Source organism: Pseudomonas sp. V88_4 (assembly GCF_029967985.1).
Taxonomy (GTDB): Bacteria; Pseudomonadota; Gammaproteobacteria; order Pseudomonadales; family Pseudomonadaceae; genus Aquipseudomonas; species Aquipseudomonas glycinae.
The window spans coordinates 87,210-112,285 of the sequence record NZ_JASCAF010000027.1; the positions used below are offsets into that span (position 1 = coordinate 87,210).

Below are 25,076 nucleotides of genomic sequence, written 5' to 3' on the forward strand. Positions count from 1 at the left end.
CATGCGCGCCTTGAACCTCGACTTCCAGCCTCGTCCGCGCTCAGGCCCGTTGGGCTGGAGCCTGCTCGGCGGCGGTGTGTTGCTCGCGCTGGTGTGCTTCGGCGTGCAGCAGCACCTCGGCGATCAGGCCGAACAACAGCAAGGTCACTTGCAGCACACCCAACGCCAGCTCACCGGCGACAGCGGCAGCAAGACAACGCTGAGCCCGGCAGAAACCCGCGAGCAGGCGCAGAACCTCGCCGAAATGCGCAAGGTCTCGCAGCAACTGCGCCGCCCCTGGGAACGCCTGTTCGCCATGCTCGAAGCCATGCCGCGCGACGACATCGCCTTGCTGACCCTGACCCCGGATGCGCGCAAGGGCCAGGTGCGGATCAGCGCCGAGGCGCGGGATCTGCAAGCGATGCTGGATTTCCACAAACGGCTGGAGGCCAGTGACGAGCTGTCCGACGTGTCGCTGCTGAGCCACGAAATCGTCGTCAAATCGCCGGAGCAACCGGTGCAATTCAACCTGTCGGCGACCTGGGAGATGGGCGATGCGAATCCCTAGACTGATCGTTCACGAATACCTGCAAGGCCTCGGCGTTCCGGGCCTCGCCGGTCTGGCGCTGCTGCTGGTCACGGTTGCCTGGGCACTCGGCGGTTTGCTGCCGGGCTGGCAATCGCTGCAACAGCTCAGCCAGCAAACCCAGGAAGCCACCGAATACCTGGCCAAGGTCGAGGACGGCAGCATCGCGCCGCCCGTGGTGCCGCAACGTCAGCTCGATGATTTCCGTAACAAGCTGCCGGCCCAGCCGCAGGCCACCGTCGCCATCGACCGCATCTACGCGTTGGCCGCGCAGGAACACATCACCCTGGCGCGCGGCGAATACGCCCTCGGCGTCGATCCCAAGACCCATCTGGCGCGCTACCAGATCCTGTTGCCGGTGCGCGGCAGCTACCCGCAACTGCGCCGTTTCCTGCACGCCTTGCTCGGCCAGTTGCCGGCGGTGGTGGTGGAAGACGTCGAGTTTCAACGCAAGAAGATTGCCGACACCGACCTCAGCGGCCGGATCCGTATGACCCTCTATCTGTCGAGGTCGTGATGGACACCAAACGCGTAACCGGCTGGGTGGCGTTCTTCGGCGTGGCGGCGGCGCTGGCCTGGTTGCCGGAATATTTCTCGCCGAGCGACGAGGCGGATTCGACCGAAGTCGCCGTGGCCAGCCCGGCGAAAGCCAGCGCCCGTGGCGCCTTGCCCGCCAGCAACGCCAAGGCGAATGCGGCACCGATCAAGGACCTGAGCCCCGCCGGCGACCTGTTTGCGAGCAAATCCTGGAAGGCCGCGCCGACCCTGGCGACGGTCACCGAACAAGCGATCAACCCGACCCCGGTGGTGCAAGCCCCGAGCCTGCCACCGGTGCCGTTTCAGTTCGTCGGCAGGCTGCATGACCGCAGCGACCTGCAAGTGTTCTTGCAGGACGGCGAGAAAATCTACGTCGTGCGCAGCGGGGATGTGATCGACGACACCTGGAAGATTGCGGCGATTTCCGATGTGGAACTGAGCCTGGTCTACCTGCCTTTGCATTTGTCGCAGACCTTGTCTGTGGGGAGTACGCAATGAACAGATCCCGTTTGCTGATGAGCCTCGGCCTGTGTGCCGGGCTGGCCGCGTGCAGTTCCGCGCAGGTCGCCAACAAGGAAGCCGCCGACCTGATCGATCAGGGGCAGTACGAGGCGGGCCTGGCCCGGATCGAGGAAGGCTTGCGGGAAAATCCGCGCGACACCGAGCTGCACCTGCTGCTCAACAGCGGCCGGGCCAAGGCGATCACCGCGCTGCTGACCTCCGGCGACACCGACCGCGCCCGCCGCGATTTCGCCTCGGCCCGCACCGCCTACAGCCGGGTGTTGACCATCGAGCCAAACAACCGCCGCGCCCAGGATGCCCTGCGCCAGCTCGACTACCTGCGCAGCATGGACGAGAAGCTGGAACTGGCCCGTGGCGACCTGCGCCGGGGCGACATCTACGGCGCCGACCGCCAGGTCAAACAGATCCTCGAACTCGATCCGAAAAACGACGGCGCGCTGGAACTGCAAGGCAATATCCGTCTGGTGCAGAGCCGCAACGTGATCCAGTACCCGCAACTGCGCACCCGGCTCGACCGCCCGGTGACCCTGGAATTTCGCGACGCCAACCTCAAGACCATTTTCGAAGTGCTGTCGCAGGTTGCCGGCCTGAATTTCATCTTCGACAAGGACCTGCGTCCGGACATGAAAGCCACGATCTTCGTGCGTGACGTGCGCATCGAAGACGCCGTGCAACTGCTGCTGCAACAGAACCAGCTGCACCAGAAAGTGGTGAACGAAAACACCTTGCTGATCTTTCCGGACTCGCCGCAGAAACTGAAGGATTACCAAGAGCTGGTGATGCGCACCTTCTACCTGACCAGCATCGACGCCAACACCGCGCTGAACATGATCAAGACCATGCTCAAGACCCGCGATGTGTTCGTCGACGAACGCCTGAACACCCTGACCATGCGCGACACCGAAGACGCCGTGCGCATGGCCGAGAAACTCCTGCAATCGCAAGACCAGTCCAACCCCGAAGTGGTGCTGGAAGTGGAAGTGATGGAAGTCGCCACCCAGCGCATTCTCGATCTGGGCCTGCAATGGCCGAGCACCTTCGGTGTGGTCAACAGCGACGGTTCGGCGGTGAGCATTCTTGATCAGCTCAAAGGCATCAATTCCAGCCGCATCTCGATCGCGCCGTCGCCGCAAGCCAAGATCAACGCCCAGGACAACGACATCAACACTCTGGCCAGCCCGGTGATCCGCGTCAGCAACCGCGAACAGGCGCGCATCCACATCGGCCAGCGCGTGCCGATCATCAGCGCCACCTCGGTGCCGTCGACTCAGGGCCCGGTGATCACCGAAAGCGTCACTTACCTCGACGTCGGTCTGAAGCTTGAAGTGCAACCGACCGTGCACCTGAACAACGAAGTGGCAATCAAGATCGCCCTGGAAGTGAGTAACGCCACGCCGCTGGAGCCGACCCGCCAAGGGACGATCCCGGTGCAGGTCGACACCCGCAACGCCCAGACTTCGCTGCGTCTGCATGACGGCGAAACCCAGATCCTTGCCGGCCTGATGCGCAACGACCACGGCGCCACCGGCAACAAGATTCCGGGCCTCGGCGACATTCCGGGTCTGGGTCGGTTGTTCGGCAGCAACAAGGACACCATCGGCAAATCGGAACTGGTGCTCTCGATCACCCCACGGATCGTGCGCAACCTGCCGTACCAGAGCCCGTCGGACATGGAATTCCCCACCGGCACCGAAACCAGCATGCACATCCAGGCGCCGGATCGCTCGCAAAGCTACTCGATGCCAGCGCCTGCCGCGCAGCCTCGTGCAGTCGGTGAAGCGGCCGTGGCAACCACCCGCGTAACCGTCGAGAAGCCTTGATCATGAACGCCTCCCAACGCGGTTTTACCTTGATCGAAGTCGTGGTGACGCTGGCCCTGATCGGCCTGCTGGCCGGCATGGCCGCGCCGCTGACCGAGACCCTGGTACGGCGTGGCAAGGAGCAGGAACTGCGCACCGCGCTGTATCAGATTCGCGATGGCATCGACGCCTACAAGCGTGCCTTCGATGCCGGCTACATCGAGAAATCCCTGAACAGCAGCGGCTATCCGCCGAACCTGAAAGTGCTGGTCGAAGGCGTGCGCGACGTGCGCAGTGCCAAGGGTGCGAAGTTCTACTTTCTGCGCCGGATACCGCGGGACCCGCTGGTGCCGGCCAAACGTGACGACAACGGCGGTTGGGGCCTGCGGGCCTACAACAGTTCGGCCCAGAACCCGCGCGATGGCGAGGACGTGTTCGACGTCTACTCCCACGCCCGGGGCAAGGGTCTCAACGGCATCGCGTACCGCGAGTGGTGATTCTCATGCGCCGGGAAAAGGGGTTTACCTTGCTCGAGCTGATGGTGGTGATGGCGATCATCGCGACCCTGATGACCATTGCCTTGCCACGCTACTTCAACAGCCTCGAGGCCTCGAAAGAGACCACGTTGCACCAGAGCCTGTCGGCCATGCGCGAGGCGCTGGATCACTACTACGGCGACACCGGGCGCTATCCCGATTCCATCGAACAACTGGTGGAGATGCGTTACCTGCGCAACGCGCCGCTGGACCCGATCACCGAACGCAATGACCAATGGGTGCTGATCGCACCGCCAGACGGTGTGGCGGGCGGCGTCGCCGACATCAAGAGCGGAGCTACCGGGAGGGCGCGTGATGGCAGCCAGTATTCCGAGTGGTAAGCACGTGGAGCAGGGTGGGTTCACCTACCTGGGCGTGCTGTTCCTGATCGTGATCATGGGCATGGGCCTGGCCAGTGCCGGCGAGTTGTGGTCGACCGTGTCGCGCCGCGATCGCGAGAAGCAACTGCTTTGGGTCGGCACCCAGTACGCCCAGGCACTGCGCAGCTACTACCGCAGTTCGCCGGGCCTGGCGCAGTACCCGAAAGAGCTGGTCGACCTGTTGCAGGACGAACGTTTTCCGGAAGCCCGCCACCATCTGCGCCAGCTCTATCCGGACCCGATCGGCGGCGGCGAATGGGCCCTGCAACGGGGTTTCGACGGGCGCATCACCGGGATCAACAGTGCCTCCACCGAGGTGCCGTTGAAGCAGGCGGACTTCCCGTCGCAGTGGTCGGATTTCGAAGGCATGCAGCGTTATTCGGACTGGCAGTTCGTGGCTGAAAAAGCCTTTCTCGATGGCACCAACGGCCCGGCGAAGGGCCAGTCGGCATTGCCACAGGCGTTGCAGCCATGAGCCGCCACGTGTGGTGCGCGTTGATCCTCGCGGCCGTGGCGTCTTTGGCCAGCGCCAGCGAAGAAGACGAAATGATGGGCTTCATCGTCGACGACACGATCTCGCACATCGGCCACGACTTTTACTACTCGTTCAGCGAGCGCCTGCGCGACACCAGCCGCATGGATTTCAACCTGGTGGTGCGCGAGCGCCCCGACGCGCGCTGGGGGAGCCTGGTGACCGTCGAATATCAACAACGCCTGGTGTATCGGCGCTTCCTGCCGCCGAACACCGTGGAACTGAAGGACGAGGCCTACGAGGCCGCCGACTCGGTTCGACTGGAGGTCGTCCGGCGCAAGCTGGAAGCCCTGTTGCAGGACACCACCGACCTTGAGAAGGACGAACTATGAACACGACAACGTTCTCACGGCGCAGCGGATTCTGGATCTCGGGGTTGTTGATCGGGCTTGCCAGCGCCGCTGCCGTCCAGGCCACCGAACTGGTCTACACGCCGGTCAACCCGTCGTTCGGCGGTAACCCGCTCAACGGCACCTGGCTGCTCAACAACGCCCAGGCGCAAAACGACCACGACGATCCGGACCTCAAGAAACGCTCGACGGTGGCCGGCACTTCGGCGCTCGAACGCTTCACCAGTCAATTGCAGTCACGGTTGCTGGGGCAACTGCTGGACAACATCTCCACCGGCAACACGGGGAGCCTGTCCACCGACGCTTTTATCGTCAATGTCGTTGATGACTCGGGGGCTCTCACGATCGAGGTGACCGACCGAGCGAGCGGCGAAGTTTCCGAAATTCAGGTGAACGGCCTCAACCCATGACGGGATGACGGTTCCGGGGAGAGATGGACATGAAAAAAATAATTGCGCTAGGGCTGTTGTTGGCAGCATTACAAGGGTGCAGTCTGCGCGAGCCGATGCCGGCCGAGCAGGACACCGATACCCCGACCCTGACCCCCAGGGCCTCCACTTATTACGACTTGCTGAAAATGCCGCGACCCAAGGGCCGGCTGATGGCGGTGGTGTACGGCTTCCGTGACCAGACCGGGCAGTACAAACCGACGCCGGCCAGTTCGTTTTCCACCAGCGTCACCCAGGGCGCGGCGTCGATGTTGATGGACGCGATGCAGGCCAGTGGCTGGTTTGTGGTGCTTGAGCGGGAAGGGCTGCAGAACCTGCTGACTGAACGCAAGATCATTCGGGCTTCGCAGAAGAAACCGAATACGCCGGTGAACATTCAGGGTGAGCTGCCACCGTTGCAGGCGGCGAACATGATGCTCGAGGGCGGGATCATCGCTTACGACACCAACGTGCGCAGCGGTGGGGAAGGGGCGCGGTATCTGGGGATCGATCTGTCCCGTGAGTACCGGGTGGATCAGGTGACGGTGAATTTGCGTGCGGTGGATGTGCGTAGCGGGCAGGTGCTGGCGAATGTGATGACCAGCAAGACGATTTATTCGGTGGCGCGCAGTGCGGGGATTTTCAAGTTTATCGAGTTCAAGAAGTTGCTTGAGGCTGAGGTGGGGTATACGACGAATGAGCCGGCGCAGTTGTGTGTGTTGTCGGCGATTGAGGCGGCGGTGGGGCATATGGTGGCGCAGGGGATTGAGCGGCGGTTGTGGCAGGTGGCGGGGGATGCTTCTACGCCTTCGCAGGATGATGTTTTGAATCGGTACCTGACTCAGAACAAGGTGGATCCGGAGGCTGAGTGAACTTGGCGGCCTTTGGGCCGACCAGGTTCTCTGGGTGGTCTGGGTGAATATCCGTTTCTTCGGGTGTTGCGGCTGGCGGTTTCGCCCTTACGGCGAGTCCCTTTTGCAAACGCCCAAAAGGAACCAAAACGCTGGGCCCCGGCGTTCGGCCCCTCGCTGGGGCTCGGGGTTCCTTCGCTCCGGGATTCATCCGGGGGCATCGCCTACGGTTTGCTTCGCTGCACCTCCTCTCGATGTGTTTGGCTTCGCCAAACGGTCGCTGCGCTCCCACCCCCGGATGAATCCCTCCACTCAGCCTTCCGAAGGGGCCGGCACGTCAAAATCTTTACTCGAGCTAACGCTCATTGTGTTGAGTGGGGCGGCTGCGCCGCGTGTTGTGGTAGGTGGATGGTGATGGTGGTAGTTGCTGTTGCTGTTGCTGTTGCTGTTGGTGGTTGCAATGGCAATTCCAATTCCAATTCCAATGGCAATGGCAGATTCACTTGTTCTTAAAACCTGAGCGCAACTCGGTATTTCACGTCGGCGTACCTCTCCCAAACAACTCGATCGGCTCCCTCTCCCTCCGGGAGAGGGCTGGGGTGAGGGCCAGCGTCCTAAAGTCTGTTTAAAAACGTGTCTGAATACACCGAACCTTCCCACAAGGTTTTCAGGTTGTCCGTCGGAAGCGCGGGCTCTAGCCTGTTTCGGTCGCTGCCAATTCAGCGATCGGGATTGGAAACCCCGACTAGAACCGAGCGCACAAGCGCTTTTCATAACGTATGCTTGCGCACCTTGAAAAGTGTGCACTCCGTTATGGCGGCTGTGCGCGGGAGACCTTCGGGTCAACCGGGTTCTCCGTTCCCCGGGTTTCCAGCCTGCGTACAGCTGCCACCCCTTCGTTCGGAAACCGAATGGGCCAGCTTCATTTCAGGATCGGAGATTCACTATGTTCAAACCAACACCCAACCCACCCGAAACCCAAGCCAACCCCGAAACCGACCCAACCTCCCCATACACCTCCACCACCTCCAGAAAACTCCACGAAGCCGCCGAACGCGCGCTCGATCATTACCTCTGCCCCGGCGCCCACATCATGGGCAGCGTCAACGAACCCGCCCCGATGTACCTCGCCAACCCGGCCTACAACACCGAATCCCTGCTCGCCAACGCCAGCGAATCCCTGGGCTCGGCCAGCGAAATGCTCAACAACTTCGCCGCCACCCTCGACCCCGCCCACCGCAAGACCGCCCTGGGCATCGCGCAGATCCTCATGCTGGGTGAACTGGCCGTGAATCAGGCCTTGGATCACGTCGAGCTGAAGGACTGATCCAGCACATCCCCAATAAAAAAACGCGGCCCAGCAATGGGTCGCGTTTTTCACATTCAAACTGGAGTCACCATGGATCCCCTGATCTCCCCAATCGTTTCAGACTTCGAAAGCGAAGGGCAGGCCGCCAGCTACGACCGCTGGTTGATTGCCAAAATACAGGCTTCAATCGATGACCCACGACCCAGCATTCCGAATGAGCAGGTGATGGCTGAAATGTCGGCCCTGATGGAGGACAAACGAAGAAAGCATGAGGCTAGGTAAGTGCTTTGCGTTGCAGACGGCAAGAAGGCTCGAGCCGCTATAAATCGCATGTTTCATCTCAATTAGCTGAGTACTGAGATACAAAAAAACCGTACCTCCATGGGAAGCACGGTTTTTTGTGTTGAGACGAGGACGGGATCTAACTGGGGTCGCGTCGAGGGTATTCCTGACGCGCATGCAAGATGCTCACAATCTCAATTCGGTCCGCCACTTGATAAACGACGAGATAGTTCGGGCTTACCACAATTTCCCGAGTGCCGGGAGAGCGACCTTTGCGATATAGGTGTGGATGCCAAGGAAGCGCAGATGTAGTTTTTACGACTGACTTGTGAAGTGCTGTCGCCGCTACAAAATTTCGCTCGCCAATGTACTTCAGTATTTTCGAGAGTTCGACCCGAGCCTTGGGTCGCCACTTAATCTGCATCAGCGCTTTTGCGCATTGATTCCATCAAGGCGTTTATTTCCGCCATCACTTGCTCATGGGGAATACTCGGACGCGGATCATCGAGAGAGGCCTGTACTTCGGCCCGAAACCAACGGTCATAACTCGCAGCCTGCTCCTCAGGACCAAGATCCGAAACAACCGGGCACAGTGGGTCGATCAAAGACGGGTCGATCATGGAACCTCCGGGTTGGGTGCCTGGAAGTCTATTCGGTAACGGTATCGCTGTCGTCGCTGTCTGGATGAATTGCATGTAGGCCAAGCTCCATGGGGATCAAGTTGTCCCGGCAAATCCTAGAGCCTGCACTTCCGACGGCCAACCGCCAGAATTCGTCAGAAAACTCCCTGAATTTTTTGAAAACGTTCCGTTTTCCGTAGGACGCCACTCAAGCGTCAGCGCAAAAAAAACCGCGACCTCAAGATCGCGGCTTTCCAACACTCAACACTTACTGCTGCAAAACCGTCGCCTGGTTAGCCGACCCGAACTGCTGAATGGTCGCGGTCTGCGTCATCCCGCTCTGATCCACATTGGCAATGTTCCCGGTGCCGCCCTGGGTTACATACGCCACGTTCATGGTGTCAGCCTGTTTCACGGTGATCATGTTGTCGCTGCCATACAACTGCGCGGTGTAGGCCTGGTTGCCGGTGCCGGACTGGTCGAATTCGGCGCTGTTGCCCGAGCCGTTCGATGAGCCCTGCACCAGGTTGGTGGTGCCGCGCTGGTCGGCGATGAGGATGTTGTCGCTGCCGTTCTGATCGAAGTACAGCTCGTTGTAGGAATCCGCCTGGCTGACCGTGGTTTTGTTGCCAGTGCCGGTCTGGTGGGTGGTCATGATCTGGCCGATGCCGTCCTGGGTGAAGCTGGCGATGTTGCCGTTGCCGGTCTGATTGACCGTGGCGCGCTGGTTGCTGCCGAACTGGCCGCCGTGTTGCGGGCCTTTCCAGTTGCTGGCGTAGACCTTGTTGTCGTTGCCCACCGACGTGGCGTTGAGGGTGTGGCTGTCGCCGTTCTGGTAGGTGAAGTGCACGTTGCCGTTGCCGACTTGATACAGGGCCAGGGTCGAGTTGACCGATTCGAACTGGTCGGCATAGATGGCGTTGGTGTTGCCGACCTGGGTGACGGCGGCGGTGTTGTTTTCGCCGAAGCTTTGGTCGACCACGGTTTCGTTGCTGTCGCCGTACTGGTTGACGGTGGCCTGGCTGGCCAGTTGCGAGTCTTGCCAGATTTCGGTGCCGTTGAGGTTGCCGAACTGGTTGATGGTGATGTTGCCGCCGGTGCCGTTGCGCTGGTCGCCGTAGGCGTAGTTGCCTTCGCCGGCCTGGTTGATGCCGATCTGGCCACCGTTGTGCAGCACTTGTTCGGCGGTGCCGTAGTTGGCGGTGCCGTACTGGGTGATCACCGAGCTGTTGCCGGTGCCTTCGTACAGTTGCTCGATGTTGGCTTCGTTGCTGTCGCCGAACTGGAAGGTCTTGCCTTCGCTGCCGTTCTGCGAGTCCTGGTAGACGAACGAGAAGTTGCCGCTGCCTTGCTGTTGTTGCAGGGCCTGGTTGCCGGCGCCGAAGCCGAGGGACTGGCTGGCGTGGGCGGTGTTGAAGGCGCCGGTCTGTTGTTGGGTGATGGTGCTGTTGTCTTCGAACAGCTGCTCGGCGTAACCGGCGTTGTAGTCGCCGACCGCGTCCTGGGTGATGACGCTGGTGGCGGTGTCCTGCACGGCGGCCGCGTCGTTGCCCTGGCCCAGTTGGGTCTGGGTGGCGGTGCTGAACGGCGCCTGGGTCTGCTTGACGTTGGCGATGTTGGCGGTGCCGAACTGGCTCTGGGTGGAAAGGCTGTCGTCGGCCATGGCCTGGGCACTGATCATGACCAGGATGGCGGCGGTGAGGGGCGTCAGTTTGAACATGATGAACTCTCCGATGATTGCAGTGCTTAGCGATATTGCTTGACCGAAACGCTCATGCCGTTGCCCGACTGGGTCACGGCGCTTTGCAGCCCCGTGCCCGCCTGCTCGATGCTGGCGTCGTTGTTGTTGCCGTTTTGCGAAATCTGCGCACGGTTGTGGCTGCCGGTTTGCGTGATGGACGCGGCGTTGCCGGAGCCGTTTTGCGTGAGCAAGGCCATCAGGTCGCTGCCTTGTTGCAGGATGTACGCCTCCTGATTGCTGCCCGACTGCACGATCCTGCCCAGCAGCGACTGACCGTTCTGCGACAGCAGCGCGAGGTTGACCTGACCGTTCTGGTCGATCAGGGCTTGCTGGCCCACGGGCGGCGGCAGTTCGCCGAGATCGGCGCTGTTGGGCGCCAGGTCATCGTTTTCCATCAGGTCGTCGGCGCGCACGCCCGCACTGACGCACAGGGCGAGCAGGCAAAGCAGGGCGGCGGTCGGCGTGTTCATGGCAAATATCCTCTCGGGCGTTAACCGTTGAGCGTTGCCCCGCCTGCCCGAAAGCAGGCGGGGCACTGGCTCAGAGCGTGGTCACCGACACCGTCCGCACGGTGCCCTGGGACGAACGGATGGTGGCGGTCGGGTTGGCTGATGGCACGACCAGCGTGTTGTTCAGCGTCAGCCGCCAGCGTCCGGTCACCGGTACCGTGGTGGTGCCCAGCGTTACCAGCCCGGTCGGAGTGGTGACCTGCACGGTGATGGTGTTGCCGGTGGTCACCGACGAGGTGCCGGCGAAGTCCCAGTTGAAGCGGCCGCCGGAACGGGCCTGCACGGTCGAGGTGGTGATCGTGAAGGTTTCCGCCGCTGGCCGTGGCGACACTTGCACCGTGACGGTCGCCGGCGTCGACTGAGCGCCGAAGCTGTCCCGGGCGATGTAGGTGAAGGTCGCGGTGAAGGCCGTGGTCACGGTGGCCGGTGGGGTGTAGGTGATCACCGTGCCGTCGGTACTGACCGTGCCGCGTCCTGCCGGCGGTTGGGTCAGGCTGGCGACGCCCAGCGGCACGTTGCCCTCCGGATCGGTGTCGTTGGCCAGGACGTTGATCGGGATCGCGACACCCAATGTGGCGACGCTGTCGGCGACGGCGGTCGGTGGCCGGTTCGGCGCGACGCTGATCGTTACCGTGGCCGGGTTCACCGAGGCCAGGCCTTTGTTGTCCTGGGCCTTGTAGGTGAAGGTGGTGGTCAGCGGAGTGTTGACCACGGCTGGCGGGGTGTAGACCACCGACGTGGTGCCGTTCAGGGCCACGGTGCCTTGGCCGGCTGCCGGTTGAGTGAGAGCAGTGATACTCAGCGGCACATTGCCGTCGGGGTCACTGTCGTTGGTCAACAGGCTGAGCGTGATCGGCACGCCGAAGCTGGTGCTGCCGGTGTCGGCGACGGACAGTGGCGCCTGGTTCTCACCGGTGTCCGGTGCGCTGCCGACCACCACTACCGGCTCGGTGTCGCTGCCGCCGGCGGCGGATTTGACCGTGACGGTGGCGGGTGGCTGGGTCAGGTCGGCCACGGTGATTTTTTGCAGCGTGCCGGTTTTCGACAGGCGTCCGTAGCCCTGGGCAACCATGTCCGGCACCGCGACTTCATCGGTCGAGGTGGCTTCGATCAGCAGGCTGTGGCTGGCCCAGCTGTAGCGGGCAGTCTGGATTTTCACCACGTCGGTGAGTTTGGCCGAGACAGCCGTCGGACGGGTGGTGCCGGCCGGGTTGGTCGCGGTCACGACGACCACCGACGGCAGGGTGCCGTTGCCCAGACGCTGGCCGAAGAACAGTCCGTTGTTGTCGCCCAACAGAGTGGTCTGGCACGGCGTCGGCGGTGGTCCGGGCAGTAAGGCCAGGGTTTCGCGGAAGCACAGGGTCGAGCTGCTGTCGGCCTTGGCGAACACTTCGGCGCGCACACCGGCCGAGGTACGGCGATAGGTGGCGCGGTCGACGGCGACGTGGGTTTGCTGACGATTGTCGAGGACCTTGCCGGCGACGGTGAACAGGTTGGTCTGAATCGAGCCAACACCCGACGGACCGTCGATCCGCAGGAAGTTGGTGTTGAACGGGCTGCCGGTCACCGCTTCGGTGAGGTTCGGGTCGCCGACGAAGGTTTCGATGCCGCCGGTGTCCGGGTTCACTTCGGTATACGGGCCGTTGATGCTGCGCAGGAACGGTCCAATGGCACCGTTGAGCGCGCCACTGAAGTTGCCCGGCGCACCGATGCCGATGTCTTTGGTGATGTTGATCGCCCGCCGGCCAGGGGTGGTGACGTTGACGGTTTCAACGCCGTACGGGTGGGTGATGGTGTAGGTGCCGGCCACGGGTACGTTTACCCGGATGCGGATCCGCGCAAAGCTTTGCTGATCGCCATCCACCGGATTCCCCGAGGCGAACGCCGCTTCGACCCCCGCCACGTAGGCATCCACACCGAAACCGGCGCCGTTGTTCGGGATATTGGTTTCCGCCAGGAACCAGAACGCTTCCGGCGGCCAGTTGTCGGGGAACACCATCGGCAGGGCGTCATCGAACACGCCCGGTTCCGGCAGCAGGGTGCACATGTACGCCGGCGGGGTGCTGACCGGGACGCGCGAACTGGCGGCGCGGGACTGGCAGAGCTCCATCGACAGCAGGTTATTGTCCTGGTACCACATCGGGAATTTCCCGGTGGCGAAGGTGTAGGGGCCGGGATCGACGGCGGCCAGTTGCGCGAACGCACTGCCGGTCAGCGAGATTGTCAGCCCGAGCGCGTTGAGCGCGAAGCGTGGCCACTTGTTCATGATGCCTCCTGATGCGGATCTGGGCATGTGAGCGTTCATTGCACGATGACCACTTCTTCGGTATCGCTGCCGCCGTTGGACGACGTCACTCGAACCTTGGCCGGTGGTATCGGCGTGATCCCGGTGGCCAGGGTTTTCTCCGCACCGTCGCCACCCAGCGCACCGATAGCGGCGCCGGTGTCGGAGGTGGCGGTGAGCACCGGTGGCGAGGTTTCGTCACTGGTCGTGGCCACCACGGTCAATTGCCCGGAACTGAGGCTGTACTCGGCACGCTGGATCACCACCAGGTCGGTCAGGGTCATGGGCAGGGTGGTCGGCGAGCTGGTGGCGATCGCCAGGTGGTTGTCGGCGGTCACTTGCAACACGGCCGGCAAAGTCGGGTTGACCGCCGATTGCGCATACCAGCTGCCGGTGCTGTCGGCTTCTTTCATGTTCACCACGGGCGTGCTGCTGGTGATGGCCGCGGTGCCCGGTGCTGGCGGGGCTTTGACGAACACGTCTTGTTGGGCCACTGGTGCGCTTTCGCCGGGCTTGCGCGAGTAGGTGCTGCGCTCAGTGATCAGAGGCGTTGGCCGCACCACTGTCGACAACTTGCCGGACACGGCGAAAGTTGTGCTGCGCAGGTCGATGCCACCGGGGCCTTCGATGCGTACGAAGTTGGTGTTGAACGGGCTGCCGGTCACGGCCTCGTTGAGGTTCGGATCGCCCACGAACTGCTCGGCCGCACCGGTCAAAGGGTTGGTCTCGGTGTAAGGCCCGTTGACGCTGCGCAGGAACGGGCCGATGTCACCCTTGAGCGCGCCGTCGTAGGTTTGCGGGGTACCGATGCCGATGTCGCGGGTCATGTTGATCGCGCGCCGGCCGGGGGTGTCGACGGTGAACACATCGACGCCGTAGGGGTGGGTGATGACGTAGGTGCCGGCAGTGGGCACATCGACCCGGATGCGGATCCGCGCGAAGCTGATCTGGTCGCCCTCCACCGGATCGCCGGCGGCAAAGGCAGCCTCGACGGCGCTGACGTAAGTCAGATTGATGCCGCGTGCCGCATCGACGATGGAGGTATCGCCAGTGAACCAGAAGGCTTCATCGGGGAAGTTGGTGGGGAATACGAGCGGTTGCGTGTCATCGAACACGCCGGGGGTCGGCAGCAGCGAGCACATGTAAGACGGGGCGCCCGGGGTGCTCGGCACGCGTGAGCTGAGTGCTTTGGACAGGCACAGATCCAGGGTGCGACCGTGTGTGTCCTGATACCAGCTGGCGAAACCGCCATTGGCCGGTGTGTAGGGACCCGGGTCGACGGCGAACAGAGCGGCCTGGGCAATGCCCTGGGCCAAAGCGCTCACGACCAGGACGGTCGCGGTTTTGGACAGTAAAGGGTGCATGAGTTAATCCCTCTATCAAAGTACCTGCCCCTTGGGGATGGGTCAGTTGCAGAGGGGCTTTACAACTTCCATACCAACGACCGGCCAACCGGCGGCAAAGGCCCGTGGCGCAAGGGCTGGAAGCTGGACGCGCGGGAAGAGGGCGAACGTCCGGACAGGGCGACTGTCCCCAGCATTGGGGATTGTGGGGGCATGAACGCCTGGCGGTTTTCGCCTGACCGGGAAATCGGCTGAGTGTGGGGCCGTTCACCCCCCGCATCCGGGCAAACACCCAACCGTGGGCTATAACCCTATAGGGACGTATCGGGAAGTCGCGGCCATGAACATGCAGTCAAAAACGCTACCGGTCGAGGAGGGCAGCCAGCAGCTGAGCGCGCGCAAGCAGCCGTTCAACCTGTTGCGCTGGTTTTCATTGATCAGCATGGCGGTGATCGGCACCGTGGCGGTGGCGCTCGGGGCGGTGTCGACACGGTTCGTGATCGAAGAAAGCGTGCAGCGCGATGCCTTGCTGACCGCGCAGTTCATTCAGGCCATCGCGTCGGCGGAAGTGCGCCACGTCTCGATTCCCAATATCCGCACCATGGGCGAGTTGCTCGACCCGCGTCAGGACAATGACTTTCCCGATGTCGACCCGCAGGCCCGAGCCAGCGCCAGGGGTGAGTTTCTTGATCACATCGAGCATTTGCCGGATGTGATCCTCGCCAATGTTTATGCGCCGGATCGTACCGTGATCTGGTCGACCAACCCGGCGCTGGTCAACACCCGCATTCATGCCGACGAAGACCTCGACCGGGCGTTCGATCAAAGGATCCCGGTGTCGGCGAGTTACCACAACGTAGACAAGGGCCGTGAAGAACAGAAGTTCGTGGTGCCGCCGGAATACATCTTCATTGAAAACTACATTCCACTGTTCGACGCCGAGGGCAAGAACGTCACGGCGATGGTCGAGATCTATAAGGAGCCCAAGGACCTGATCGCCCGCATGGAGCGCGGTCTGGCGCTGATCTGGCTGGCCACCGCGCTGGGCGGCGGGCTGATTTACCTGGGGTTGTACTGGATCGTGCGTCGGGCGGCGATTCTGCTGGCGGCCCAGCAAAAACAACTGATCGCCAATGAAACCTTTGTCGCGCTGGGCGAGATGTCTTCGGCGGTGGCCCACAGTCTGCGCAACCCGCTGGCGACCATTCGCTCGAGCGCCGAGCTGGCCCTGGAATTCGATGCGGGGCCTGCGCAGAAGAACATCAAGGACATCATCGGCCAGGTCGACCGCATGTCGAAGTGGGTGCGCGAACTGCTGCAATCGCTGCGACCGCTCAATGACGCACCGGAGCCGGTGAACCTGGTGGCGGCGCTGCACGACAGTCTGATGGCGTTCGAGCAGCAGATTGCCAAGGCTGGCGTGCACGTGGTGTTTCAACCTCAGCAGACGCCGATGGTACTCAGCCATCCGGTGCAGCTCACACAAATCCTCAACAGCCTGCTGGCCAACGCGCTGGAAGCGATGGACAAGGGCGGCACACTGACTATCACCCTCGAGCCGAGCGACAGCCGTGGCGTAAGCGTTGTACTCAGCGACACCGGCAAAGGCATGAGCGAAGAGCAGCGCAGCATGGCGTTCCGGCCGTTCTTCACCACCAAACAGGGCGGCCTCGGCGTGGGGCTGGTACTGGTCAAACGGATCATGGAGCGCTTTGGCGGAGGCGTGAGCCTCGACAGCCGGGAAGGCAAGGGCACCACCGTTCGTCTGGCGTTTCAACTCATTCAGTAAATTGGGGTGAACTTCTCCCCAGCAGTGGGTGTCAGGCCCCAGTCACCGGGGAGTGGGGCATGCAACAGCGCTCGCAAGCCCCTGTAACAACTGGAAATGATTTTTTGGCGAGTTAATTGCAAAACACCATCACCCCTTCCTTAGATGAGGCGGCTGATGATGGACAGAGCAATGCGTGACCCCAAAAAGCTGTTCCTGTTGACGCCACTGAGCGTCTTTCTGATGTTGGCCCTTGGCCAGATGACCGGGGTGCGAGCGAGCCCGATCGACGACGAGAATCAGCCGGAAGCGTCCGACCCGTCGGCCTATTACGACGAGCCCGAAGACCGCGCTGGCGCGCTCAATGCAATCCTGACGATGCCCGAGGCCAACGTAGACTCCTTCGATCTGCCTGACGGGGTCAAAGGCACGCGCAACACGACGCGCATGGAAAACATCCTGCCGCCCACCGTCCAGACCAGTTTCAATTACCCCACCAACGGCAAGCCGAGCCCGCTGTACGGTGCCCAGCCGTTCACTCAGCAACTGGTCCTGTTCGAAGAGTTCGGCCCGGAAAAACTCGACCCGACCACACCGGCCGCGCCGTTGAGTTTCCCGCCGGCCGCCATCGGCCCGGCGCCGGCGCAAGACCCGAACAACATCGCCCGCAGCGCGCCACCCGGCACCGCGCTGGATGCGTTCCTGCGTCAACCGGGGCTCACGCCATTCCCGAGCCAGTATGCCAACGTGGTTGACCGCAACCCTTGGCAGGCGCAGATCGAAATCTTCCTCAACCGTCACATCGGTTCCTCCGCCGAAGGCCGGCCACCGGGAAAAGGCTGGGCTCATCAGCGCTGGAACGAGTTCTACCCGCAAGTCGCCTACAAGACCGTGCAGACCGGCGCGCGGCTGAACGGTGGTCTGCGTGACAGTCGGCAGATGCACGGTTATGCCGTCGGCGAATTCGGCCCCGGTGGTCTGTACCACAACGTCGCGGGCGTGCCGGCGACCGATGGCACGGCCAAGGGTGTCGATGCGCGATTCCACCCGGCGATGCCGGTGCAGGACCACAACTCGGTGTGGACCTTCGACGGCACGCTGCCACCGAAACTGTTGATGGTGCGCTACGGCCAACCGGTGTTGATGCGGCATTACAACGGCTTGCCGATCGATCCGTCGGCCAACCGTGGTTTCGGTCTGCACACCATCACCACCCACGAGCACAACGGCCACGCCCCGGCGGAAAGCGATGGTTATGCCAACGCGTTTTTCTTCCCCGGGCAGTACTACGACTATCGCTGGCCGATCCAGCTCGCCGGCTACGACAGCATCAATACCAAGGCCGAAGATCCGCGCGCCGCGTTTCCGTGCGCACCGGGGGAAACCCTGTGGGTCAACGACATGCAACCTGCGAAAAAGACCTGCGACCACGGCACCATCAAGATTCGTGGCGACTGGCGCGAAACCATGAGCACTCACTGGTTCCACGACCATATGCTCGATTTCACCGCGCAGAACGTCTACAAGGGCAACGCGGCGATGATGAACTACTACAGCGCCCTGGACCGTGGCAACGAATCGGTGAACGACGGCGTCAACCTGCGTTTCCCCAGCGGCAGCGCCTTGCCGTGGGGCAACCGCGACTACGACGTCAACCTGGTGTTCGCCGACAAGGCCTGGGATCAGCAGGGCCAGCTGTGGTTCAACCCGTTCAACACCGACGGTTTCATCGGTGATCAGGTGCTGGTCAACTGGCAGTGGAAACCGACCCTCGATGTGCGGGCCCGCAGTTATCGCTTCCGCCTCCTCAACGGTTCGGTGTCGCGCTACTTCAAGCTCGCGCTGGTGCGTGAAGTCAAAGGCACCGGCGGCGAATTCCAGGGGCCGAAAAACTCCGGCGTGTCGTACAGCCGGGTGCCGTTCCACATGATCGCCAACGACGGCAACATCATGGAACACAGCGTGCCGTTCGACGGCTCGATGGACCTCGATGCCGACGGCGACAAACAGAACCACAACGCGATTCTGCCGACCCAGGGCATCGCCGAGCGGTTCGACATCATCGTCAACTTCGCGAAAAACGGCATCAAACCGGGCGACAAGCTGTTCTTCGTCAACCTGCAAGCCCAGGACGACGGCAAGGGCCCGAAAGAAGTGATCCCGCTGGCCGACGTGCTGTCGGAGAAATACCTGGCGGTCATCAAACAGACCAGCAAAGGCCCGCAATGGGACCGGGGCGACCCGGTGGTGGGCAAGGTCCTGCAACTGAACGTCAAGGCCTATACCGGCCAGGATCTGTCGATGAACCCGGCCGCTTATGAGCCCGCCAAACCGGGCAAGGCCGAAGGCCTGGTGATGATTCCGCTGAAGATCCACCGCGACAACGCTGCCGACAAGGCGTTGCTGGCCAAGGCGCTGCACCGGACCTTCACCTTCGGCCGCGCCGACGGCACCGATGAAGCGCCGTGGACGATCAAGACCGACAGCGGTTTCGGCTTCCACATGGACCCACGCCGGTTGAACGCCTCGACCAAACTGGCCAGCGGCCCGACGGACGCCGGGGTCAACGGCATCGGCACCCTGGAAGTCTGGAACATCAGGGCCGGCGGCACGGGCTGGAGCCATCCGGTGCACGTGCACTTCGAGGAGGGGATCATCCTCAGCCGTGGCGGCAAGGCCCCGCCGGAATGGGAAAAATGGGCGCGCAAGGACGTCTACCGGATCGGTTCGGAGGCCGACGGGCTGGACAACGTCGAGATGGCGATCAACTTCCGCGAGTTTGCCGGGACTTACATGGAGCACTGTCACAACACCCAGCATGAAGACAACTCGATGCTGCTGCGTTGGGACCTCGAAAAACCCGGGCAACTGCAGTTGATGCCGACACCGCTGCCGAGCTGGGATGGCGTGCGCTACGTCAACTCCGCCGCACTGCCAACCTTCCGCACCGGCGACGGCTTCGGCCCGCAAGTGACCGTTAAACCATGAAAAGGGAGGGAGCCGACATGACCCAGCCAACGCCGCGCTCCCGCGCCCTGGGCATGCACCTGATTCTGGTGTTGGTCACCTGCCTGCTCGGCAGTCAGGTGCTCATCGCCCATCAGACGCAGCCCGAAGGCGCCAGTGAATCCGCCACCCCGTGGGGTGGCGACTATTTCCCCAACACCCTGCTGACCGACCAGGACGGTCGGCAGGTGCGCTTTTTCGATGACCTGATCAAAGACAAGGTGGTGGTGATCAACTTCATCTTCACTTCGTGCAGCGACTCCTGCCCACTGGAAACCGCGCGTCTGCGCCAGGTGCAGAAACTGCTGGGGGACCGGGTCGGGAAAGACATCTTTTTCTACTCGATCACCATCGACCCGTTGAGCGACACCCCCGCAGTGCTCAAGGCCTATGCGCAACGCTTCAAGGTCGGCCCCGGCTGGAAATTCCTTACCGGCGAGTTCGAAGACGTCACCGAGCTGCGCAAGAAACTCGGGTTGTTCATCGAAGGCGTCGACAACGGGCGCACCAAGGACCACAACCTGAGCCTGATCGTCGGTAACCAGAGCACAGGGCGCTGGATGAAAGCCTCGCCGTTCGAGAACCCGTGGATCCTCGCCGACCAACTGGCCAATACGCTGCAAAACTGGAAACAGGCCAGCACCGAAGAAAGCTACGCCGACGCCCCGCAGATCCGGCCGCCGAGCAATGGCGAAGAACTGTTCCGCACCCGCTGCGCTTCGTGCCACAGCCTCGGCCCGCAGGATGGCGAAGGCATCGGTATGCGCAACATCGGCCCGGACCTGATCGGCGTGACCCGTCAGCGCGACGCGGCCTGGCTCAATCGCTGGATCCGCGAACCGGATCGTGTGCTGGCGGAGAAAGACCCGATCGCAGTGCAACTGTTCGAGCAATACGAGCGAATTTCGATGCCCAACTTGCGTCTGGATGAAGCTTCGGCGCAGTCGATCATCGACTTTCTGAGTGCCGAAACCGAGCGTCAGCATCCGACCGTGCAGCCCTTGGCTGACGGGGCGTTGACGCCAGTAAAACCGGGTTCTGCGAGCGAAGCGGTGAGTCGTATGCAGTAGCGGCTAAATAGCATCATTGAACCGTGTGTCACGGTCATTGCCACCTACACTCATTCGAGAAGGCGGCTGTAACGGGCTCGACACAAAAAAGCCAGGGCAATCCCATGCAGCAACTGGAAGAACAAAAAACAGCAGCGCCGAACATAGCGTTGGCAGCCATCAAGAGTTGGGGCAGGCAGTTCAATCTGCTGCGCTGGTTCTCGCTGGCCAGTTTTTTCATCATCGCGGCCGTGGCGCTGGGGCTGGGGTATATCTCCACGCGCTTCGTGGTCACCGAAAGCGTGGAGCGCGATGCGCTGCTCACCGCGCAATTCGTGCAGGCCATCGGCGACGCGGAAATGCGCCACGCCAACATCACGCCGCAACGGACCATGGGCGAGATGCTCGACTCGCGCCAGGACGGGAACTACCCCGACGTCGATCCGCTGTCCCATGCAATGGCCCGTGCCGAGTTTCTCGATCATGTCGAACACTTGCCGGATGTTCTGCTGGCCACGGTGTACGCCCTGGACCGCACGGTTATCTGGTCGACCAACCCCGAACTGATCAACGTCAAGTTTGAAGACGACGACGAGCTGGATGAGTCGTTCGAGATGAAAGTCCCGGTGTCTTCCAGCTACCACAAGATCGACGATGAAAAACCCGAGCAGCGGCTGTCCCGCGAACCCAAGTACCTGTTCATCGAAAACTACATTCCGATGTTCAACGCCGACAAAAGCAAAGTGGTCGCCATGGTCGAGATCTACAAGGAACCGGCGGATCTGGTCGACCGTATCGACCGTGGGTTCGCCTCGATCTGGGCTGCGACGATCTTGGGCGGTGCGGCGATTTACCTCGGCTTGTTCTGGATCGTGCGGCGCGCCTCGACGCTGCTGCAGAGCCAGCAGCAGCAACTGATCAGCAATGAAACCTTTGTCGCTCTGGGCGAAATGTCCTCGGCGGTAGCCCACAGTCTGCGCAATCCGCTGGCGACCATTCGCTCCAGCGCCGAACTGGCCCAGGAAATCGCCAGTCCGGGCGCACAGCGCAACATCGGCGACATCATCAGCCAGGTCGACCGCATGTCGCGCTGGGTTCGCGAACTGCTGGTGTCGTTGCGCCCGATGAGTGACGACGGCGAGACGGTGGACCTGCTGGCGGCGGTCGAGGACACCCTGGGGGCGTTTGATGCGCTGATCCGGCGCAACGGCGTCGAAGTGCGATTCACGCCACAAGATTGCCCGCCGGTGGTCAGTCAAAAGGTGCTGCTCACGCAAATTCTCAATAGCCTGTTTGCCAATGCCCTGGAAGCGATGCCCAGAGGCGGCGTACTCAGTGTCGAGATTGAAACAGCGCAGACCGGTCAGGTGCGCATGACCCTGAGCGACACTGGCAAAGGCATGAGCGCGCAGCAGCAACAACTGGTGTTCAAACCGTTTTTCACCACCAAGCAGGGCGGCCTCGGGGTCGGCCTCGCGCTGGTCAAGCGAATCATGGAGCGGTTTCAGGGTTCGGTCATGCTGACCAGCCGCGAGCAGGAAGGAACCCGCGTCAGTCTCAACTTTAGAGTGGCATCGGGAGGGGAATATGGAACACAGCATTCTGCTGGTCGAGGATGACGAACTGCTGGCCGAGAATATTCAGACCTACCTGGAGCGCAAGGACTTCGAGGTGACGGTCTGCCACTCGGCCGAGGACGCGCTGGGGCAACTGGAAAGCTTCATGCCGGACATCGTCCTGACCGACAACTCGCTGCCGGGCATGAGCGGTCACGATCTGATCCAGAAGCTGCGCATCAGCGCGCCGGACCTGAAAGTGATCATGATGACCGGTTACGGCAACGTCGAAGACGCGGTGGTCGCGATGAAGGAGGGCGCCTTCCATTACGTCACCAAACCGGTCGCGCTGCCGGAACTCAAACTGCTGCTGGACAAGGCCCTGGCCACCGAACGGATGGAACGCACGCTGTCGTTCTATCAGGAGCGCGAGGCGCAGAAATCCGGAGTACAGGCGCTGATCGGCGAATCGGCGCCGATGCTGCACCTGAAAAACACCATCGGCCAGTTGCTCGAAGCCGAACGGCGCATGACCAACGGCGATCTGCCGCCAGTGCTGGTGGAGGGCGAAACCGGTACCGGCAAGGAACTGGTCGCCCGTGCGCTGCATTTCGACGGTGCGCGCAGCAAAGGCCCGTTCATTGAATTCAACTGCGCGTCGATTCCGGCCAACCTGGTGGAGTCGGAGCTGTTCGGTCACGAGAAAGGCGCGTTCACCGATGCCAAGGACCGCCGGGTCGGCCTGGTGGAAGCCGCTGATGGCGGGACGCTGTTTCTCGATGAAATCGGTGAAATGGATCTGGTGCTCCAGGCCAAGCTGCTGAAACTGCTGGAGGATCGCACCATTCGCCGGGTCGGCTCGGTGAAGGAGCGCAAGGTCAACCTGCGGGTGATCAGCGCCACCAATTGCAACCTTGAACAGATGGTCCAGCAGGGCAAGTTCCGCCGCGATCTGTTTTTCCGGCTGCGGATCATCTCGATCAAGGTGCCGCGTCTGTACGCCCGTGGCGAAGACATCCTGCTGCTGGCCCGGCACTTCCTCGCCAGTCACGGCAAGCGATATGGCAAACCGAACCTGCATTTCAGCGATCAGGCCGAAGAACTGCTGCTCAGTTACACCTGGCCGGGCAACGTGCGCGAGCTACGCAACATGCTTGAACAGACCGTGCTGCTGGCGCCGAACGACACCATCGCCGCTCATCAACTGAACGTGTGCATGAGCCTGTGCGATGAGCTGCCACCGCAGCATCAGCACGAGGTGCAGCACCCGCACTTCGAACCGCGCCCGGCGAGCAACACCGAATCGATGAACCTGCCGGAAGTCGAGCGCGACATGGTGCGCAAGATGCTCGACAAGACCGACTGGAACGTCACCAAATCGGCGCGCCTGCTGGGCCTGAGCCGCGACATGCTGCGCTACCGCATCGAAAAGCTCGGCCTGGCGCGGCCGGACAAGCGTCAGTGGTAAACGGTGGTGCTGCGCGGATTCGGCGAGCCGAGGCATTCCAGCACGCACGTCGGGTCCAGCACCTCGTCGTTGACGTAAATGCCGCGCTCGGCATCGTAGGTGCGGATAAACACCCGTACCGTCGCATCGGCCACGGTCGGCAGTTGCGAGTCCTGGAATACATGGCGATCCGGGATAACGATGAAATCCTGCGGCGGCGTGTCATCGAACGGCCGGGGCGGCTGGGCCGACAGCGACGGTGGAGCAGGGTGGGCAAAGGGCTGGTCCGCCCCGTAGTAGTTGAAATTGCTGTCCAGCGCCTGCGCCTGGGCGGCGGCGAGCAGACAGGCGGACAACAGCAGTCGATTGAACATTCCCATGGCAGCACCTGTGGAAGCGGATTTCCCCAAGGCTATTAACTATAGCTGCACGCGTTGCAGGCGTTGGTGCAGGCGTTGTCGGCTTACAAGTTCGCAACAACCTGTTGCGCGAGGCTGAAGTAGACTCGGGCCGCTCAATGGTGAGCATCGCCCGGAGTGCGCCATGGAAGTGCCAAACCATAGAAATGCCGTCGAGAGCAATCGACAGGCGTGGAATGATTCCGCCCGTCATCACCAGGACTCTGCCGAGTGGCAGGCCTTGCTGACCGAAGTTGCGCAGGCCGATTTTTCCTGCCTCGACGACACCCTGCGCGGCTTGCTCGAGCAGGTCGGTGTCGATGGCAAAGACGTTGTGCAGCTGTGTTGCAACAACGGTCGCGAAAGCCTTTCGCTGTTTGCCCTCGGCGCACTGAGCGTGGTCGGCATCGATCAGTCGAGCGCGTTTCTCGAACAGGCCCGCGAACTGAACAAGCGTTCGCCGCACAACGCCGAGTTCATCGAGGCCGATATCCATCATTTGCCTGACGCGCTGCGCGGCCGTTTTGACGTCGCGCTGATCACCATCGGCGTCTTTGGCTGGATGCCTGACATCGGCGAGTTCTTTCGCCACGTCGCCTCGACCCTCAAGCCGGGCGGACAACTGGTGATCTACGAGACCCACCCGTTCCTGGAAATGGTCGACCCCGAGGCCGACGATCCGTTTCGCCTCGCCAGCTCGTACTTCCGTGAAGAACCGTTCGTGCAGGAGGAGCCGATCGTCTACGTCGGCAAGGTCGAACAGCCGGCGGCCAAGTCCTACTGGTTCGTGCACACCCTCGGCGCGATCTTCACCGCCGCCCTCGAGGCCGGCCTTAACATCACGCACTTCAAGGAATACCCGCACTCGAACCGGGAAGAAGTCTATGACCAGTACCAGAACCGCGAGGCGCAGATGCCGCTGTGTTTTACGTGGGTGGGGGTGAAGCGCTGAGGCAGGTACAAGAGGGGGAGGCGAGAGGCGCTGTCTCTTTTTCGGTGAGTCGGATACGGGCTTGCGTCACGTATCCGATTGCTCGGAGCAACTCTTCATCGTCACCCTCTGCCAGTATCTGAGAGAGGTACTCACGGATGGCATTCAAATCAACCAGCAATGCTGTCATGTCAAAATCGGATGTTTTTTGATCCATCGGTTTGTCTCTGCGTTTCTGCATGAATGTATTCATTCACATGATTGCGAGCAGCCAGATGGAGCTGAAACTGAATGACGCTGGTTCCTGTACGAGAGTAGGAAGATTCTGCGACG

At 62.0% G+C, this 25,076-nt stretch carries 25 protein-coding genes and 1 pseudogene; 18 read left to right on the forward strand and 8 right to left on the reverse strand.

Annotated features, from left to right (window positions below; all coding sequences use genetic code 11):
• Position 1: 1 nt before the first annotated feature.
• The 12 genes from QLG12_RS07635 to QLG12_RS07690 all read left to right on the forward strand — a co-directional run bounded on the left by QLG12_RS07635 (position 2) and on the right by QLG12_RS07690 (position 8,091).
• On the forward strand, positions 2 to 547 hold the full coding sequence (locus QLG12_RS07635) for a PilN domain-containing protein (protein WP_197870906.1): 546 nt from the start codon (positions 2 to 4) through the stop codon (positions 545 to 547).
• Positions 534 to 1,082: a GspMb/PilO family protein gene (locus tag QLG12_RS07640; RefSeq protein ID WP_007956132.1), complete on the forward strand. Its 549-nt coding sequence runs from the start codon at positions 534 to 536 to the stop codon at positions 1,080 to 1,082. The genes QLG12_RS07635 and QLG12_RS07640 overlap by 14 nt, the downstream gene beginning before the upstream one ends.
• A complete protein-coding gene (locus QLG12_RS07645; RefSeq protein WP_197870908.1) occupies positions 1,082 to 1,600 on the forward strand; it encodes a hypothetical protein in 519 nt (172 codons plus the stop codon). The genes QLG12_RS07640 and QLG12_RS07645 overlap by 1 nt, the downstream gene beginning before the upstream one ends.
• Positions 1,597 to 3,444: a secretin N-terminal domain-containing protein gene (locus QLG12_RS07650; protein WP_236195264.1), complete on the forward strand. Its 1,848-nt coding sequence runs from the start codon at positions 1,597 to 1,599 to the stop codon at positions 3,442 to 3,444. The genes QLG12_RS07645 and QLG12_RS07650 overlap by 4 nt, the downstream gene beginning before the upstream one ends.
• 2 nt (positions 3,445 to 3,446) lie before the next feature.
• A complete protein-coding gene (locus QLG12_RS07655; protein ID WP_007956136.1) occupies positions 3,447 to 3,920 on the forward strand; it encodes a type II secretion system protein in 474 nt (157 codons plus the stop codon).
• A gap of 5 nt (positions 3,921 to 3,925) precedes the next feature.
• Positions 3,926 to 4,300: a type II secretion system protein gene (locus QLG12_RS07660; RefSeq protein WP_011333435.1), complete on the forward strand. Its 375-nt coding sequence runs from the start codon at positions 3,926 to 3,928 to the stop codon at positions 4,298 to 4,300.
• Positions 4,275 to 4,814: a type II secretion system protein gene (locus tag QLG12_RS07665; RefSeq protein ID WP_007956138.1), complete on the forward strand. Its 540-nt coding sequence runs from the start codon at positions 4,275 to 4,277 to the stop codon at positions 4,812 to 4,814. The genes QLG12_RS07660 and QLG12_RS07665 overlap by 26 nt, the downstream gene beginning before the upstream one ends.
• A complete protein-coding gene (gene csgE, locus QLG12_RS07670) occupies positions 4,811 to 5,203 on the forward strand; it encodes a curli production assembly/transport protein CsgE (RefSeq protein ID WP_197870918.1) in 393 nt (130 codons plus the stop codon). The genes QLG12_RS07665 and csgE overlap by 4 nt, the downstream gene beginning before the upstream one ends.
• Positions 5,200 to 5,631, forward strand: a complete 432-nt coding sequence (locus tag QLG12_RS07675; RefSeq protein ID WP_007956141.1) for a curli assembly protein CsgF — start codon at positions 5,200 to 5,202, stop codon at positions 5,629 to 5,631. Before csgE ends, QLG12_RS07675 begins: the two co-directional genes overlap by 4 nt.
• Positions 5,632 to 5,660: 29 nt before the next feature.
• The gene (locus QLG12_RS07680; RefSeq protein ID WP_282474249.1) at positions 5,661 to 6,521 is read left to right on the forward strand and encodes a CsgG/HfaB family protein; all 861 of its coding nucleotides are present in this window, start codon (positions 5,661 to 5,663) and stop codon (positions 6,519 to 6,521) included.
• 925 nt (positions 6,522 to 7,446) lie between these two features.
• The gene (locus QLG12_RS07685; RefSeq protein WP_197870922.1) at positions 7,447 to 7,827 is read left to right on the forward strand and encodes a DUF6124 family protein; all 381 of its coding nucleotides are present in this window, start codon (positions 7,447 to 7,449) and stop codon (positions 7,825 to 7,827) included.
• A 72-nt stretch (positions 7,828 to 7,899) separates the two neighbouring features.
• The gene (locus QLG12_RS07690; protein WP_197870924.1) at positions 7,900 to 8,091 is read left to right on the forward strand and encodes an antitoxin; all 192 of its coding nucleotides are present in this window, start codon (positions 7,900 to 7,902) and stop codon (positions 8,089 to 8,091) included.
• 139 nt (positions 8,092 to 8,230) lie between these two features.
• On the opposite strand, the gene QLG12_RS07695 is transcribed toward QLG12_RS07690, so the two are convergent.
• From QLG12_RS07695 to QLG12_RS07720, 6 genes are all read right to left on the reverse strand, one after another.
• The gene (locus QLG12_RS07695) at positions 8,231 to 8,515 is read right to left on the reverse strand and encodes a type II toxin-antitoxin system RelE/ParE family toxin (protein WP_080770598.1); all 285 of its coding nucleotides are present in this window, start codon (positions 8,513 to 8,515) and stop codon (positions 8,231 to 8,233) included.
• Positions 8,505 to 8,711, reverse strand: coding sequence for an antitoxin (locus tag QLG12_RS07700; RefSeq protein WP_103387228.1), 207 nt, complete (start codon positions 8,709 to 8,711; stop codon positions 8,505 to 8,507). The genes QLG12_RS07695 and QLG12_RS07700 overlap by 11 nt, the downstream gene beginning before the upstream one ends.
• A gap of 268 nt (positions 8,712 to 8,979) precedes the next feature.
• On the reverse strand, positions 8,980 to 10,431 hold the full coding sequence (locus tag QLG12_RS07705) for a curlin (RefSeq protein ID WP_282474250.1): 1,452 nt from the start codon (positions 10,429 to 10,431) through the stop codon (positions 8,980 to 8,982).
• A 26-nt stretch (positions 10,432 to 10,457) separates the two neighbouring features.
• On the reverse strand, positions 10,458 to 10,922 hold the full coding sequence (locus QLG12_RS07710) for a curlin (RefSeq protein WP_282474251.1): 465 nt from the start codon (positions 10,920 to 10,922) through the stop codon (positions 10,458 to 10,460).
• A gap of 70 nt (positions 10,923 to 10,992) precedes the next feature.
• On the reverse strand, positions 10,993 to 13,227 hold the full coding sequence (locus QLG12_RS07715) for an Ig-like domain-containing protein (RefSeq protein ID WP_282474252.1): 2,235 nt from the start codon (positions 13,225 to 13,227) through the stop codon (positions 10,993 to 10,995).
• A gap of 35 nt (positions 13,228 to 13,262) precedes the next feature.
• Entirely contained in the window at positions 13,263 to 14,609 is a 1,347-nt protein-coding gene (locus tag QLG12_RS07720) for a hypothetical protein (RefSeq protein ID WP_011333444.1), read from the reverse strand.
• Between the two features lie 319 nt (positions 14,610 to 14,928).
• Here QLG12_RS07720 and QLG12_RS07725 point away from each other — a divergent pair, with 319 nt between their 5' ends.
• From QLG12_RS07725 to QLG12_RS07745, 5 genes are all read left to right on the forward strand, one after another.
• Positions 14,929 to 16,377 (forward strand): ATP-binding protein, encoded by a 1,449-nt coding sequence (locus QLG12_RS07725; RefSeq protein ID WP_282474253.1) that lies wholly within the window; start codon positions 14,929 to 14,931, stop codon positions 16,375 to 16,377.
• 159 nt (positions 16,378 to 16,536) lie between these two features.
• Positions 16,537 to 19,344: a multicopper oxidase domain-containing protein gene (locus QLG12_RS07730; protein WP_236195303.1), complete on the forward strand. Its 2,808-nt coding sequence runs from the start codon at positions 16,537 to 16,539 to the stop codon at positions 19,342 to 19,344.
• A gap of 17 nt (positions 19,345 to 19,361) precedes the next feature.
• Positions 19,362 to 20,432: an SCO family protein gene (locus QLG12_RS07735; RefSeq protein ID WP_282474254.1), complete on the forward strand. Its 1,071-nt coding sequence runs from the start codon at positions 19,362 to 19,364 to the stop codon at positions 20,430 to 20,432.
• A 104-nt stretch (positions 20,433 to 20,536) separates the two neighbouring features.
• Complete coding sequence (locus tag QLG12_RS07740) at positions 20,537 to 22,030, forward strand: ATP-binding protein (protein ID WP_197870934.1); 1,494 nt, start codon at positions 20,537 to 20,539, stop codon at positions 22,028 to 22,030.
• Positions 21,999 to 23,435, forward strand: a complete 1,437-nt coding sequence (locus QLG12_RS07745) for a sigma-54 dependent transcriptional regulator (protein ID WP_064378923.1) — start codon at positions 21,999 to 22,001, stop codon at positions 23,433 to 23,435. Before QLG12_RS07740 ends, QLG12_RS07745 begins: the two co-directional genes overlap by 32 nt.
• Here the strand turns inward: QLG12_RS07745 and QLG12_RS07750 are convergent.
• Entirely contained in the window at positions 23,426 to 23,794 is a 369-nt protein-coding gene (locus QLG12_RS07750; RefSeq protein ID WP_282474255.1) for a hypothetical protein, read from the reverse strand. The genes QLG12_RS07745 and QLG12_RS07750 overlap by 10 nt on opposite strands.
• 163 nt (positions 23,795 to 23,957) lie before the next feature.
• Here QLG12_RS07750 and QLG12_RS07755 point away from each other — a divergent pair, with 163 nt between their 5' ends.
• Positions 23,958 to 24,764 carry a class I SAM-dependent methyltransferase gene (locus QLG12_RS07755; protein WP_282474256.1) on the forward strand — a complete coding sequence of 269 codons (807 nt, stop codon included), beginning with the start codon at positions 23,958 to 23,960 and terminating at the stop codon, positions 24,762 to 24,764.
• A 55-nt stretch (positions 24,765 to 24,819) separates the two neighbouring features.
• Here the strand turns inward: QLG12_RS07755 and QLG12_RS07760 are convergent.
• Positions 24,820 to 24,960, reverse strand: a pseudogene (locus tag QLG12_RS07760) (transcriptional regulator); the annotation flags it as partial.
• Positions 24,961 to 25,076 lie beyond the last annotated feature (116 nt).

Bases quoted from the DNA above. Each gene is read 5' to 3' on its own strand.
- QLG12_RS07700 (WP_103387228.1), bottom strand. From the start codon at position 8,711: ATGATCGACCCGTCTTTGATCGACCCACTGTGCCCGGTTGTTTCGGAT.
- QLG12_RS07745 (WP_064378923.1), top strand. From the start codon at position 21,999: ATGGAACACAGCATTCTGCTGGTCGAGGATGACGAACTGCTGGCCGAG.
- csgE (WP_197870918.1), top strand. From the start codon at position 4,811: ATGAGCCGCCACGTGTGGTGCGCGTTGATCCTCGCGGCCGTGGCGTCT.
- QLG12_RS07735 (WP_282474254.1), top strand. From the start codon at position 19,362: ATGACCCAGCCAACGCCGCGCTCCCGCGCCCTGGGCATGCACCTGATT.
- QLG12_RS07750 (WP_282474255.1), bottom strand. From the start codon at position 23,794: ATGGGAATGTTCAATCGACTGCTGTTGTCCGCCTGTCTGCTCGCCGCC.
- QLG12_RS07635 (WP_197870906.1), top strand. From the start codon at position 2: ATGCGCGCCTTGAACCTCGACTTCCAGCCTCGTCCGCGCTCAGGCCCG.
- QLG12_RS07650 (WP_236195264.1), top strand. From the start codon at position 1,597: ATGAACAGATCCCGTTTGCTGATGAGCCTCGGCCTGTGTGCCGGGCTG.
- QLG12_RS07660 (WP_011333435.1), top strand. From the start codon at position 3,926: ATGCGCCGGGAAAAGGGGTTTACCTTGCTCGAGCTGATGGTGGTGATG.
- QLG12_RS07725 (WP_282474253.1), top strand. From the start codon at position 14,929: ATGAACATGCAGTCAAAAACGCTACCGGTCGAGGAGGGCAGCCAGCAG.
- QLG12_RS07705 (WP_282474250.1), bottom strand. From the start codon at position 10,431: ATGTTCAAACTGACGCCCCTCACCGCCGCCATCCTGGTCATGATCAGT.
- QLG12_RS07710 (WP_282474251.1), bottom strand. From the start codon at position 10,922: ATGAACACGCCGACCGCCGCCCTGCTTTGCCTGCTCGCCCTGTGCGTC.
- QLG12_RS07730 (WP_236195303.1), top strand. From the start codon at position 16,537: ATGGACAGAGCAATGCGTGACCCCAAAAAGCTGTTCCTGTTGACGCCA.
- QLG12_RS07740 (WP_197870934.1), top strand. From the start codon at position 20,537: ATGCAGCAACTGGAAGAACAAAAAACAGCAGCGCCGAACATAGCGTTG.
- QLG12_RS07695 (WP_080770598.1), bottom strand. From the start codon at position 8,515: ATGCAGATTAAGTGGCGACCCAAGGCTCGGGTCGAACTCTCGAAAATA.
- QLG12_RS07685 (WP_197870922.1), top strand. From the start codon at position 7,447: ATGTTCAAACCAACACCCAACCCACCCGAAACCCAAGCCAACCCCGAA.
- QLG12_RS07720 (WP_011333444.1), bottom strand. From the start codon at position 14,609: ATGCACCCTTTACTGTCCAAAACCGCGACCGTCCTGGTCGTGAGCGCT.
- QLG12_RS07645 (WP_197870908.1), top strand. From the start codon at position 1,082: ATGGACACCAAACGCGTAACCGGCTGGGTGGCGTTCTTCGGCGTGGCG.
- QLG12_RS07655 (WP_007956136.1), top strand. From the start codon at position 3,447: ATGAACGCCTCCCAACGCGGTTTTACCTTGATCGAAGTCGTGGTGACG.
- QLG12_RS07675 (WP_007956141.1), top strand. From the start codon at position 5,200: ATGAACACGACAACGTTCTCACGGCGCAGCGGATTCTGGATCTCGGGG.
- QLG12_RS07755 (WP_282474256.1), top strand. From the start codon at position 23,958: ATGGAAGTGCCAAACCATAGAAATGCCGTCGAGAGCAATCGACAGGCG.
- QLG12_RS07690 (WP_197870924.1), top strand. From the start codon at position 7,900: ATGGATCCCCTGATCTCCCCAATCGTTTCAGACTTCGAAAGCGAAGGG.
- QLG12_RS07680 (WP_282474249.1), top strand. From the start codon at position 5,661: ATGAAAAAAATAATTGCGCTAGGGCTGTTGTTGGCAGCATTACAAGGG.
- QLG12_RS07665 (WP_007956138.1), top strand. From the start codon at position 4,275: ATGGCAGCCAGTATTCCGAGTGGTAAGCACGTGGAGCAGGGTGGGTTC.
- QLG12_RS07640 (WP_007956132.1), top strand. From the start codon at position 534: ATGCGAATCCCTAGACTGATCGTTCACGAATACCTGCAAGGCCTCGGC.
- QLG12_RS07715 (WP_282474252.1), bottom strand. From the start codon at position 13,227: ATGAACAAGTGGCCACGCTTCGCGCTCAACGCGCTCGGGCTGACAATC.